Source organism: Kaistia geumhonensis (assembly GCF_030815145.1).
In the GTDB taxonomy this organism is placed as follows: domain Bacteria; phylum Pseudomonadota; class Alphaproteobacteria; order Rhizobiales; family Kaistiaceae; genus Kaistia; species Kaistia geumhonensis.
The window spans coordinates 4,090,594-4,102,925 of record NZ_JAUSWJ010000001.1; the positions used below are offsets into that span (position 1 = coordinate 4,090,594).

The window sequence follows — 12,332 nt, forward strand, 5'->3', positions numbered from 1 at the left end:
CACAGCGAGGGCCGAACGATCCGGACGGGGTGCGGAATGCGGCTTTTGCGCCCCTTTGCGGCATCCGGTCGCCCCGCCGGCCTTGACGCCGGCCGCCGCGGCCGCTTCAAGCGGCCGATGGGCACCGAGGCATCGCACGGCATGATCAGGTCAGCATCCGATCCGGGGGCGATCGCGGAGGCGGTCGCGGTGCTCGTCGCCGGCGGGCTCGTCGGCATGCCGACCGAGACCGTCTACGGGCTCGCGGCCGATGCCGGAAACGGCGAGGCCGTCGCCCGCATCTATGCCGCCAAGGGCAGGCCGCGATTCAACCCGCTCATCGCGCATGTCGCCGATCTTGCGGCCGCCGATCCGCTCGCGCTGTTCGATCCGCTGTCGCGCCGTCTCGCCGAGGCGTTCTGGCCCGGCCCGCTGACGCTCGTTCTGCCGAAGCGCGCGGATGCGCCGCTCTCCGATCTCGCGACAGCCGGTCTCGACACCGTCGCGATCCGCGTGCCGGCCCATCCCGTCGCGCATGCGCTGCTCGAAGCATTCGGCGGCCCGCTGGCGGCGCCGAGCGCCAACCGGTCGGGCCATGTTAGCCCGACCAGCGCCGCGCATGTCGCGGCGGACCTCGGTGAGCGCGTCGGAATCATCCTCGACGCCGGCCCGACGCGTGTCGGCGTCGAATCGACGATCCTGAAGGTCGAAGCCGACCGCGTGGTGCTGCTTCGGGCCGGCGGCCTCGCCCGGTCCGCGATCGAGGCGGTGACGGGGCGTCCGCTCCTCGCGCGGACCCATGCCGAGGCCGCGCCAGTCGCGCCCGGCATGCTCGCCTCCCATTATGCTCCCACCGCCGCCGTGCGCCTCGATGTCGACCGCGTCGAGCCGGGCGAGGCGCTGATCGCCTTCGGCCCGGACCTCCCGCGGGGTGCCGACGGCGCGGTGGCAGTTGTCAATCTCAGCGCGCGGGGCGATGTCGTCGAAGCCGCGGCGCGCCTCTTCGCCGCGCTGCGCGAGCTCGACGGGCTCTCGGAAACGATCGCTGTCGCGCCGATCCCGCACGAAGGCCTCGGCGAGGCGATCCGAGATCGTCTCGCCCGCGCCGCCGCCCCGCGTCCCTGAGAATCAGGCGCCGTATTCGGGTCCGCGCACCGATGCGTGGCCGGCTTCGCGCCAGCGTCGCATCAGCGCCTCGAAATCGGGATCGATCTCGTCGGGCAGCATCAGCTTCAGCGCGACCAGAAGGTCACCGTGACCGCCGAGCGCCGTCGGAAGTCCCTTGCCCTTCAGCCGCATCAGCCGGCCGCCATTGGAGCCGGCCGGGACGGTCATGGTGACGGGGCCGCCCAGCGTCGGCACGCGCACCTTGGCGCCGAGAACCGCCTCGTCGAGCGAGACCGGCAGCTCGATCCGAAGATTGTCGCCCTCGACCTTGAAGAGCGGATGCGGAACGAACTCGACGGTCACCATCGCGTCGCCGGTCGGGCCGCCGTCGGGTGATGCCCAGCCCTGACCGCGCAGGCGAATCTGCTTGCCGGACCGCGTGCCGGCGGGAATCGAGACTTCCAGCGTGCGGCCCGTCGGCAGCTCGACCTGCACCTTTTCGCCGAGCATCAGCTGCTCAAGCGTCACGGCGACGGTCGCCTGCACGTCCTCGCCGGCCGTGCGCGGCGCCTGCGGCCGCGGACCGCCGCGGCGAGCGCCGAAACCGGCCCGGTTGGAAAAGCCGGACAGGATCTCCGAGAGGATGTCGTCGTCGCCGGCGCCCTGTCCCGCGCCGCCCTGGCTCGTCCAGCGGAAGCTCTGCGCGCCCGGACCGGGGCGCGGACCCCGCGACGAGAAGCCCTGGAAATCCTCGAAACCACCCTGGAAGCGCGGCTTGCCCTCGGCGTCGATCTCGCCGCGATCGAACTTGCCGCGCTTTTCCTTGTCGCCCACGATCTCATAGGCGGCGTTGATCTCGGCGAAGCGCTCCTGGGCCTTCGGGTCGTCCTGGTTGCTGTCCGGATGCGACGCCTTGGCGAGCTTCCGGAACGCCTTCTTGATTTCGGCCTCGCTCGCCGTCTTCGCGACGCCGAGGACCTGATATGGATCTCTCATTGAAAACCCCCTGACGGGCAGAATTCGGTCCCGTTCCAAAGACCCGGGATCGGTGTTTCATATAAGAAGCCGTAGGAATTGATTCCAGTCGAGCGGCGTGTTTCGGCCGTGCTTTTCGGCAGCGTCAGAGCAGCGCCTTGTCGTCGGCCGTCACGTCGTGAAGCTGCCAGCCGCCCTCGCCGCGGCAGGCGCTCGCCTGGTAGCGGCGGACGCCGCGCACGTCGCTGACGGTGAGAACGAAGGGCCGGCAGGAAAGCCCGTCCTGCGGCCGCATCGCGGCGAGCGGGGCGATGGTGCCGCTGTTGCCGGTATCAGGGTTGGTCCAGTCGATCTCCGAACCGGCGCCGGCCGTGGCGAGACGCTCCGCCGAGACGGCGCGAATGGCTTCCCAATCGGACGGGTCGAGCGAGGCGACGACGGGGGAGGGCGCTGCGCTCGGCGGGACGGGGCTCGTCGCCGTCGTCGTGGCTGGCACCGGAGCGATCGAGCCGGTGGTGGTCGTATCCAGCGCATCGCTGCCGAACGGCGTCAGGCCGCAGCCTGAAAGCGCGAGGCACAGGAATGCGCATCCGAGCCGCTTCAAAGGTGACCACCGCTAGGCAGGCCGATGAACCCGATCAGGGTTCGGCTGGCGATCGGGCTGGCACCCGCTATATCTGTCGTCAGTCGCGGCACGCACGCACCTCGCGGGAGTGGCGCAAGCATCGACGGATCGGGGTTAAGAATGAGTGACTTCACGGAAGCGGGCGATCCCTTCGGTCTGTTCGCCGCCTGGCTTCTCGAGGCGGAGAAGAGCGAGCCGAATGACCCTAACGCCATGGCGCTGGCGACCGTCGACGAGGACGGTCTTCCCGATGTGCGCATGGTGCTCCTGAAGGATTTCGACGGAGACGGGTTCGTCTTCTACACGAATTGCGAGAGCGCCAAGGGCCGCGAACTCATCGCACAGCCCAAGGCGGCGCTGCTCTTCCACTGGAAGTCGCTGCGCCGTCAGGTGCGTGTGCGCGGACCGGTCGAACAGGTGACCGCGGCCGAGGCCGACGCCTATTTCGCGACTCGGCCCCGCCACAGCCGGCTCGGCGCCTGGGCCTCGCAGCAGTCGCGCCCGCTCGAATCGCGCTTCGCGCTCGAAAAGGCCGTCGCGCTCGTCGCGGCGCGCTATCCGATCGGCGAGGTTCCGCGCCCGCCGCACTGGTCGGGCTTCCGCATCCGCCCGCAGCAGATCGAGTTCTGGAAGGACGGCGCCTTCCGCCTGCATGACCGCGTGTTGTTCACGCGATCGTCGACCGACGCCGAAGGGTGGCAGAGCCAGCGGCTCTACCCCTGAGGTTCGACCCTCCGGTTCGCGAAGGCCGGCGGCCTGCTACTGGAGCCGCCGCCAGCTGATCGACTTGCACGCGAGCCCCGCGAGCAGGCAGCCGCGGCTGCTGAGCAGGTTCGGCTTGACGTCGATCTCCATCGAATAGGTCAGCTTGCGGCGCTTGTCATAGGCCTTGCCGGCATAGCGCTTCTCGCTCTCCGGCTTCACCATCATGACGAGCGTGTCGCCGACCGCTTCGTCCTTCCGGCCCGGCTTCACCCAGATATTGGTCGCACAGACATTCGCGCCGCAGGGTTCGATGCGGACATGGGCGTTGCCGTCGCCGCGCGCCCAGACGCCGGTGATCGGCGTCGCGGCTTCAGTTGCGATGGGCGCCAGAAGCGCCAAGGGGAGGGCAGCGAGGGCGGAGCTGAAGAGGGAAGGGGCGATGGTGCGGAACATCGGGGGCCTCCGGGCAATCGGCGTCGAACATCTCTGCGAGCCGCGCGCGCGGCTCGGCTTCCGCTTGAGAAAGATGTGCGACGTTCCGCCGCCGGCAAGGGGGAGCCCCGCCGATCTCGTGTTCCGTCAGGTCGCCGTGCCGCCGACGGTGATCTGGTCGATCCGGAGCGTCGGCTGGCCGACGCCGACCGGGACGCCCTGGCCGCGCTTGCCGCAGGTGCCGATGCCGAGATCGAGCTGCATGTCGTTGCCGACCATCGAGACGCGGCGCATCGCCTCCGGTCCGTTGCCGATCAGCATGGCGCCCTTCACCGGCGCGCCGATGCGGCCGTTCTCGATCATATACGCCTCGGTCGAGGAGAACACGAACTTGCCGCTCGTGATGTCGACCTGGCCGCCGCCGAACGAGACCATGTAGAGGCCGTTCTTCACCGAACCGAGGATTTCGGCTGGATCATGGGCGCCGCCGAGCATGATCGTGTTGGTCATGCGCGGCATCGGCACATGGGCGTAGGACTGGCGGCGGCCGTTGCCGGTCGGCGCGACGCCCATCAGCCGGGCGTTCTGGCGGTCCTGCATGTAGCCGACCAGGATGCCGTCCTCGATCAGCGTCGTCGCCTGGGTGGGCGTGCCCTCGTCGTCGAAGGAGAGGGAACCGCGGCGGTCGAGGATCGTGCCGTCGTCGACGACCGTCACGCCCTTCGCCGCCACCTGCTGGCCCATCAGCCCGGCAAAGGCGCTTTCGCCGCGGCGGTTGAAATCGCCTTCGAGACCGTGGCCGACCGCCTCGTGCAGCATGACGCCCGGCCAGCCGGGACCGAGCACGACGTCGAAGGTTCCGGCAGGGGCGGGGATGGCCTCGAGATTGACCAGCGCCTGGCGCAGGGCCTCGTCGGCCGCATGCTGCCACGATCCGGTCGCCACGAAGGCGCCGAACGCCTCGCGGCCGCCCATGCCGTAGGAGCCCTGCTCCTGCCGGTCACCGTCGCCGGCGACGATCGAGACGTTGATGCGCACGAGCGGGCGGATGTCGCGGCGGAAGGTGCCGTCCGGCCGCAGGATCTCCACGACCTGCCAGGAGCCCGCCAGCGAGGCGCTGACCTGCCGCACGCGCGGATCCTTCGCCCGCGCATAGGCATCGATCTCCTCGAGCAGGCGCACCTTCTCGGCGAAGCTCGGGCTGCCGAGCGGGTTCTCGTCTGTATAGAGGCGGCGGTTGGTGCCGGCCGGCGCTTCCGCCAGCGTGCCGGACCGGCCAGCCTTCACCGATGCGACAGCCTCGCCGGCGCGGCGGATGGCGTCGATGGACACCTCGCCGGAATGCGCATAGCCGACCGCCTCGCCGGCGACGGCCCGAAGGCCGAAGCCCTGCCGCGAATCGTAGCTGGCGCTGGACAGGCGGCCGTTGTCGAAGAGCAGGCCCTCGCTCTCGGCATATTCGAGATAGAGCTCGCCGTCGTCGGCACCGGCGAGCGCCTCGCCCACGACACTCTCGGCTTCCGCCCGATCAAGACCGGCGCGCGCGAGGATGGAGAGATGTTCGTCGGCCATGGGAAACTCCAGGAGGTCGGGCGGCGCGCGCAATCGGCGGGGCCGCGAAAGGTCAGACCGGTCAGATAGGGAAGGCGAGGGGCTTTCGCATCCCCGGCGGCGGGCAGCTCAGTAGAGCGCCTGACGATAGCGGGCGAGCATGACGTCCTGCGTCTCGGGCGGATCGAGGGATCGGGTCTGGTCCCTGATCATCTCGCCCATGGTCGGCAGGCGGCTGCGCTCGACACGGCTTTCTTCGGCCCACAGCTTCGAGCGCATCAACGCCTTGCCGCACTGGAGATAGGCTTCGCGCACCGTGACGACGAGAACCGTGAGCGGCGGGCGGCCATTGATCGCATGCGCCGTCCGGAGCGCCATGTCGTCCTCGATCACCGCCGTGCCGTTGACGCGCAGCGTCTCGTCGAAGCCGGGGATCAGGAAGAGAAGACCGATGCCCGGCCGCTCGACGAGGTTCGAGAGCGAATCGACGCGGCCATTGCCGGGCCGGTCGGGAATGACCAGCGTCTTCTCATCGGCGACGGCGACGAATCCCGGATGGTCGCCGCGCGGCGTCGCGTCGCCGAGCCCGTCCGGCCCCTGGGTCGACAGGACGAGGAAAGGCGACAGCGCGATGAAGGCGCGGCAATGCGCGTCGACATGGTCGAGCTGCTTGGCGAGCGAGCGCGGGGAGGGCGCGCCGTAGAGCGCCCGCAGGGAATCGGCCGAGGTGATCGCCGCCATCGCCGGCCTCCGTCAGGGCAGCGCGTCGAAGCCGGGGCCGAAGCCGTTCAGCGAGATCGGGATGCCGATGCCCTCTTCCGGCGTCTGGAAGATCACGAAGGTCGCCATCTTCCCGTTCCGGAGCTTCTGGATGAGGTTGTCGTCGAGAATCACCTCGGCGAGACAGCCGTCCGGAAGGCAGCGGACGAAGCCTGCGCGGCCCATCTCGTTGTTGTCGATCTTGAGGCCGAGACCGGACGGCAGCAGAACGCCGAGCGGCGCCAGGATGCGCATCACCTTGGCCTTCTTGTCGGCCGTCTTCAGGACGATGACCGAGAGGCCGACATTGTCGCGGTCCTCGGCGGTCACGAACTGCATCATCGAGCAGATGTCCTCCTGGGCGCCCGGCGGCCGGTCGCAGCGGGTCTCCCAGTCGCCATGCATGCCCTTGGACACGCCCTGCGCGAGTGCCGGGGCCGGGACCGCGAGCGGCGCGAGCGCGAGCCCGAGCACGGCGGCGAGGCCCGCGAGGCGCGCGGCCGAGCCCTTCGCGCGGGAACCGGATTCCTTCGCGCGGTTGCCCCTGGCGCGGCTGTTGGAAAGGGTGATGGTCAAGGGGTCGATCTCCTGGAATCCAGCCATTTGCGAGCCGCGCCGGTCATGGCGCGCGCCCTTCGCCGCAGCCGCTTCGGGAGGTGGCCGCGGGCGCGATTTGCCGCATCATTTCTCACGATCCACCGTTGCGAGGCAAAGGTCCATGTGGTTTGTCTCGGGCGATGCACGGCAAATCCGCATTCGCCCGTGGAAGCATGCTGCCTTCGGCCTATACTGTCATTGAAAATGGCGCAACGGAGGCCGAATCTGCGCTCGCTCCGGGGCTGCGATGGAATGAAGAGGGAGTGACGACGTGACGAAGGCGATGACGCGTCTCGGATCGGGCCTCGGGCTCGGCGGGTCGATCGCGGCGGCCATCGGCGCCATGTCGGGTCCGGCGCAAGCCGCCCAGCCGACGCCTTGGGCGATGTGGCTTCAGGAGCCGGCTTCGCCGATCATGGAGCGGATCAACGCATTCAACATCGGCATCGTCATCGCGATGGTGCTCGTCGTGCTGCTGGTGCTGGCGCTGCTCATCTATGTGATGGTCCGCTTCAACGCGAAGGCCAATCCGACCGCGTCGCGCACCTCGCACCACACCATGATCGAGGTCGTCTGGACGGTCGCGCCGATCCTGATCCTCATCGGCATCGCCGTGCCGTCCTTCTCGCTGCTCTTCGCGCAGCAGGATCCCGGCCGCATCATCAAGGACTACGATCCGGCCAAGGTGCTGACCGTCAAGGCGACCGGCATCCAGTGGTACTGGAACTACGAATATCCGGACAACGAGGGCGTCGCGTTCGATTCGACCATGCTCTCGGACGACCAGATCACCGATCCGGCCACGCAGCCGCGCCTGCTCGCCGTCGACAACGACATGGTGGTGCCGGTCGGAACCGTGGTCCGCATGCAGGTCATCGGGCAGGACGTCATCCACTCCTTCGCCCTGCCGGCCTTCGGCATCAAGATCGACGCCATTCCCGGCCGTCTCAACGAGACCTGGTTCCTGGCCGAGCGCGAGGGCGTCTATTACGGCCAGTGCTCCGAACTCTGCGGCATCAACCATGCCTTCATGCCGATCGCCATCCGCGTCGTGAAGCCCGAACAGTTCCAGGCCTGGGTCACCGCCGCCAAGACCGACCTGCCGGGTGCCTACAAGGCGCTCGACGAGAGCATCAAGGCCGAGGCCGCCAAGGTGGCCGCCGCCGGATCGAGCGTGGAAGTCGCGACGCGCTGATCGAGCGGCGTCGCTGAAACGAACAATGCTCCAGCCTCTTCGGAAGGCCGGGAGCCGAGGACTTGCAAGGAAGGGACAGGGCCATGGCCACTCATGCCGCCGAGGCTGCGCATGACCACCATCCGACCGGATGGCGTCGCTGGGTCTATTCGACCAACCACAAAGACATCGGCACGATGTACCTGATCTTCGCGATCATGTCGGGCATCATCGGTGGCGCGCTGTCGGTCGGCATCCGCATGGAGCTGCAGAATCCCGGCCTGCAGATCTTCGGCAATCCCTATGTCTTCAACACCTTTACGACCGCCCACGGCCTGATCATGATCTTCTTCATGGTCATGCCGGCGATGATCGGCGGCTTCGGCAACTGGTTCGTGCCGATCATGATCGGAGCGCCCGACATGGCGTTCCCGCGCATGAACAACATCTCGTTCTGGCTGCTGCCGCCCTCGATCCTGCTCCTCGTCATCTCGCTGTTCATGCCGAGCGCGGCCGGACAGCACGGCGTCGGCGGCGGCTGGACGATCTACCCGCCCTTCTCGGGCTCGGGGCCCGAGGGCCAGCCCGGCCCGGCGATGGATTTCGCGATCCTCGCCCTGCACATCTCGGGCGCCTCGTCGATCCTCGGCGCGATCAACTTCATCACCACCATCTTCAACATGCGCGCCCCGGGCATGACGCTGCACAAGATGCCGCTCTTCGCCTGGTCGGTGCTCGTGACCGCGTTCCTGCTGCTGCTGTCGCTGCCCGTCCTCGCCGGCGCGATCACCATGCTGCTGACGGACCGCAATTTCGGCACCACATTCTTCAAGCCCGATGGCGGCGGTGACCCGATCCTCTTCCAGCACCTGTTCTGGTTCTTCGGCCATCCCGAGGTGTACATCCTGATCCTGCCGGGCTTCGGCATCATCAGCCATGTGATCTCGACCTTCTCGAAGAAGCCGATCTTCGGCTATATCGGCATGGCCTATGCCATGGTCGCCATCGGCGTCGTCGGCTTCGTCGTGTGGGCGCACCACATGTACACGACCGGCCTCTCCTTCGAGACGCAGGCCTATTTCGTCGCCGCCACGATGGTCATCGCGGTACCGACGGGCATCAAGATCTTCTCCTGGATCGCCACGATGTGGGGCGGCTCGATCGAGTTTCGCGCGCCCATGCTGTGGGCGATCGGCTTCATCTTCCTGTTCACCGTCGGCGGCGTCACGGGCGTCATGCTCGCCAATGCCGGTCTCGACCGCGTCTTCCAGGACACCTATTTCGTGGTGGCTCATTTCCACTACGTGCTGTCGCTGGGCGCCGTGTTTGCGATCTTCGCCGGCTGGTACTACTGGTTCCCGAAGATGTTCGGCTATCTCTACAACGAGAAGATCGCCAAGCTGCACTTCTGGATCACTTTCATCGGCGTGAACCTCGTCTTCTTCCCGCAGCACTTCCTCGGGCTCGACGGCATGCCGCGCCGCTATGCGGACTATCCGAACGCCTTCTGGGGCTGGAACTTCGTCTCCTCGATCGGCTCCTACATCTCGGCCTTCGCGGTGCTCGTGTTCCTCTACGGCGTGTACGACGCGTTCCGCCGCAAGGTCCCGGCGCCCAACAATCCCTGGGGTCCCGGCGCGACGACGCTCGAGTGGCAGCTTTCCTCGCCGCCGCCCTTCCACCAGTGGGAAGTCCTGCCGCGCATCGGTGACGTGAAGCACTGAGCGCATCCACGAGGCGATGGAGCCGGGTCCGCCCGGCTCCTGCTTTCAATGAACATGGTTTGATGTCCGACGTTCAACTCGACCGGGTCGATGAAGCCGCCCTCAGCCTTGCAGGGCCGGGCGACTATATTGCGCTCCTGAAGCCGCGGGTGATGTCGCTCGTCGTGTTCACCGCCCTGACCGGCCTCGTGCTGGCGCCGGGCGGAATCCATCCGGTGATCGGTCTCGCGGCGCTCATCTGCATCGCCGTCGGGGCCGGCGCGTCCGGCGCGCTCAACATGTGGTACGACGCCGATATCGACCGCGTCATGCGCCGCACGAGCGGCCGGCCGATCCCGGCAGGGCGCGTCACGGAAGGCGAGGCGCTCGCCTTCGGTCTGACGCTCGCGGCCTTCTCGGTCGGCGTGCTCAGCGTGCTGGTCAATCCCGTCGCCGGCGGACTGCTCGCCTTCACGATCTTCTTCTATGTCGTCATCTACACGATGTGGCTGAAGCGCTGGACGCCGCAGAACATCGTCATCGGGGGCGCCGCCGGTGCTTTCCCGCCCGTCGTCGCCTGGGCGTCGGTCACGGGCGGTGTCAGCCTCGAGAGCATCGTTCTCTTCCTCATCATCTTCATGTGGACGCCGCCGCATTTCTGGGCGCTGGCGCTGTTCAAGTCCGACGACTATGCGCGGGCCGGCGTTCCCATGCTGCCGGTCGTCTCGGGCCTCGCCGAGACGCGGCGCCAGATCCTGATCTATTCCGTGCTGCTGGCGCCGATCGGCGTGCTGCCGGCGGTGCTCGGCTTCGCCTCGCTCGCCTATGGCGTCGCCGCAGGGATGCTCGGCCTCGTCTTCGTCGGCATGGCGGTCCGTGTCTTCCGCATGAGCGACGCCGACACCGCCATGGTGCCGGCCAAACGCCTCTTCGCCTTCTCGATCTTCTATCTCTTCATGCTGTTCGCGATGCTGCTCGTGGAGCGCCTCGCCATGCTCGCGGGGCTGGCATGGTAGCCGATCTCGAACGCAGCGGCCCTTCGCCGGGGGCGGAGGACGGCGTCCGCCTGACGCCGGAGCAGATCCGCCGCCGCCGCGCGCGCTCGATCGCGATCGGCCTCGCGCTCGGCGCGCTGGTCATCCTGTTCTGGGCGGTGACGATCGTGAAGCTCGGCGGCCATGTCGCGGACAGGACGCTCTAGCGATGACCGACCAGACTCCCCTCGACGATACCAAGGCGGCCACGGCGGAGACCAAGGCTGCGAAGCGTCAGCGTTCGCTCGGCGTGACGGCTGCGGCCTGCGTCGTGTTCGGCGCGGCCATGCTCGGCGCCGCCTTCGCCTCGGTGCCGCTGTACCGCCTGTTCTGCCAGGTGACCGGCTATGGCGGCACGACGCAGCGCGCCGAAAGCGCGCCGGGCGACGTGCTCGACCGCGTCGTGACGGTCCGGTTCGATGCGAATGTCGCCAACGGCATCGGCTGGGCGTTCCGCCCGCTGCAGCGCGAGATGAAGGTCCGCCTCGGCGAGGTGGCCCATGTCAGCTTTCTCGCCGAGAACCGCACGGACGTCACCTCGACGGGCACGGCGAGCTTCAATGTCGCGCCCGACCGTTCGGGCCAGTATTTCAACAAGATCGCCTGTTTCTGCTTCAACGCGCAGACGCTGAAGCCCGGCGAGAAGGTCGAGATGCCGGTGACCTTCTTCGTCGATCCGGCCATGGACCGCGACAGCGAGTCCCGCTACACCGACACCATCACTCTATCCTATACCTTCTATCCGAGCGTGGAGCCCGCGGCTGCGCCAGTCGCATCGATCGGGCCTGACGCGGCGGAAACCAAGCTGCGATAAGGACCGGGGAGCACCTCGATGGCTGAAGCCCACGCCAAGCATCACGACTATCATCTCGTCAATCCGAGCCCCTGGCCCTTCCTCGGCTCTGTCGGTGCCCTGATCATGGCGATCGGCGGCATTTCCTACATGCATGGCGCTTCGCTGTGGTGGATCGTGCCGGGCCTGCTCGTCGTCATCTACACGATGGCGTCGTGGTGGGTCGACGTGATCCGCGAGGGTCAGGAGGGTCATCACACCCGCGTCGTGCAGCTGCATCTGCGCTACGGCATGATCCTGTTCATCGCCTCCGAGGTGATGTTCTTCGTCGCCTGGTTCTGGGCCTTCTTCGATGCCAGCCTCTTTGCCAACGAGGCGCAGCAGGTGGCCCGCGTCGAGTTCACCGGCGGTCACTGGCCGCCGAAGGGCATCGAGGTCTTCGATCCCTGGCACCTGCCGCTGCTCAACACGCTGATCCTGCTCACCTCGGGCACCACGATCACCTGGGCGCATCACGCCCTGCTCGAGAACGACCGCGAGGGCCTGAAATGGGGCCTCGTCTGCACGGTGGTGCTCGGCATCATCTTCTCCTGCGTGCAGGCGATCGAGTATTCGCACGCGGCCTTCTCGTTCGGCGGCAACATCTACGGCGCCACCTTCTTCATGGCGACGGGCTTCCACGGCTTCCACGTCCTCATCGGCACGATCTTCCTGATCGTCTGCCTGCTGCGTGCGCTTGCCGGCCAGTTCACGCCGAAGGAGCATTTCGGCTTCGAGGCGGCCGCCTGGTACTGGCACTTCGTCGACGTGGTCTGGCTGTTCCTCTTCTTCGCCATCTATATCTGGGGTGGCTGGGGCGCGCCGATCCACGCGGCCTGATGCAGTTGTCGATGCGCCG

The 12,332-nt window shown here is 67.6% G+C and carries 14 protein-coding genes; 8 read left to right on the forward strand and 6 right to left on the reverse strand.

Annotation, left to right across the window (positions count from 1 at the left end):
• The first annotated feature begins 141 nt into the window (after positions 1–141).
• Positions 142–1,104 carry an L-threonylcarbamoyladenylate synthase gene (locus QO015_RS19405; protein WP_266283679.1) on the forward strand — a complete coding sequence of 321 codons (963 nt, stop codon included), beginning with the start codon at positions 142–144 and terminating at the stop codon, positions 1,102–1,104.
• A 3-nt stretch (positions 1,105–1,107) separates the two neighbouring features.
• On the opposite strand, the gene QO015_RS19410 is transcribed toward QO015_RS19405, so the two are convergent.
• Entirely contained in the window at positions 1,108–2,082 is a 975-nt protein-coding gene (locus tag QO015_RS19410; protein ID WP_266283681.1) for a DnaJ C-terminal domain-containing protein, read from the reverse strand.
• Between the two features lie 124 nt (positions 2,083–2,206).
• Positions 2,207–2,665, reverse strand: a complete 459-nt coding sequence (locus QO015_RS19415; RefSeq protein WP_266283682.1) for an RT0821/Lpp0805 family surface protein — start codon at positions 2,663–2,665, stop codon at positions 2,207–2,209.
• A 141-nt stretch (positions 2,666–2,806) separates the two neighbouring features.
• Here QO015_RS19415 and pdxH point away from each other — a divergent pair, with 141 nt between their 5' ends.
• Positions 2,807–3,409, forward strand: a complete 603-nt coding sequence (pdxH, locus tag QO015_RS19420) for a pyridoxamine 5'-phosphate oxidase (protein ID WP_266283683.1) — start codon at positions 2,807–2,809, stop codon at positions 3,407–3,409.
• Between the two features lie 36 nt (positions 3,410–3,445).
• Here pdxH and QO015_RS19425 read toward each other — a convergent pair whose 3' ends face one another.
• From QO015_RS19425 to QO015_RS19440, 4 genes are all read right to left on the reverse strand, one after another.
• On the reverse strand, positions 3,446–3,844 hold the full coding sequence (locus QO015_RS19425) for a DUF2147 domain-containing protein (RefSeq protein WP_266283684.1): 399 nt from the start codon (positions 3,842–3,844) through the stop codon (positions 3,446–3,448).
• Between the two features lie 126 nt (positions 3,845–3,970).
• The gene (gene tldD / locus QO015_RS19430) at positions 3,971–5,395 is read right to left on the reverse strand and encodes a metalloprotease TldD (RefSeq protein WP_266283685.1); all 1,425 of its coding nucleotides are present in this window, start codon (positions 5,393–5,395) and stop codon (positions 3,971–3,973) included.
• Between the two features lie 108 nt (positions 5,396–5,503).
• The gene (locus tag QO015_RS19435) at positions 5,504–6,115 is read right to left on the reverse strand and encodes a pyridoxamine 5'-phosphate oxidase family protein (protein WP_266283686.1); all 612 of its coding nucleotides are present in this window, start codon (positions 6,113–6,115) and stop codon (positions 5,504–5,506) included.
• Positions 6,116–6,127: 12 nt separating this feature from the next.
• Positions 6,128–6,709, reverse strand: coding sequence for an invasion associated locus B family protein (locus QO015_RS19440; protein ID WP_370877439.1), 582 nt, complete (start codon positions 6,707–6,709; stop codon positions 6,128–6,130).
• 304 nt (positions 6,710–7,013) lie between these two features.
• Between QO015_RS19440 and coxB the strand changes: the two genes are divergently transcribed.
• The 6 genes from coxB to QO015_RS19470 all read left to right on the forward strand — a co-directional run bounded on the left by coxB (position 7,014) and on the right by QO015_RS19470 (position 12,313).
• Complete coding sequence (coxB, locus tag QO015_RS19445; RefSeq protein WP_370877473.1) at positions 7,014–7,925, forward strand: cytochrome c oxidase subunit II; 912 nt, start codon at positions 7,014–7,016, stop codon at positions 7,923–7,925.
• 83 nt (positions 7,926–8,008) lie between these two features.
• Positions 8,009–9,628, forward strand: coding sequence for a cytochrome c oxidase subunit I (ctaD, locus tag QO015_RS19450; protein ID WP_266283687.1), 1,620 nt, complete (start codon positions 8,009–8,011; stop codon positions 9,626–9,628).
• Positions 9,629–9,690: 62 nt separating this feature from the next.
• Positions 9,691–10,623 carry a heme o synthase gene (locus QO015_RS19455; protein ID WP_266283688.1) on the forward strand — a complete coding sequence of 311 codons (933 nt, stop codon included), beginning with the start codon at positions 9,691–9,693 and terminating at the stop codon, positions 10,621–10,623.
• Positions 10,617–10,808, forward strand: coding sequence for a cytochrome c oxidase system small membrane protein (locus QO015_RS19460; protein WP_266283690.1), 192 nt, complete (start codon positions 10,617–10,619; stop codon positions 10,806–10,808). Before QO015_RS19455 ends, QO015_RS19460 begins: the two co-directional genes overlap by 7 nt.
• Positions 10,809–10,810: 2 nt before the next feature.
• Positions 10,811–11,455 (forward strand): cytochrome c oxidase assembly protein, encoded by a 645-nt coding sequence (locus QO015_RS19465; RefSeq protein ID WP_266283691.1) that lies wholly within the window; start codon positions 10,811–10,813, stop codon positions 11,453–11,455.
• A gap of 18 nt (positions 11,456–11,473) precedes the next feature.
• The gene (locus tag QO015_RS19470) at positions 11,474–12,313 is read left to right on the forward strand and encodes a cytochrome c oxidase subunit 3 (protein ID WP_266283692.1); all 840 of its coding nucleotides are present in this window, start codon (positions 11,474–11,476) and stop codon (positions 12,311–12,313) included.
• Positions 12,314–12,332: the final 19 nt, after the last annotated feature.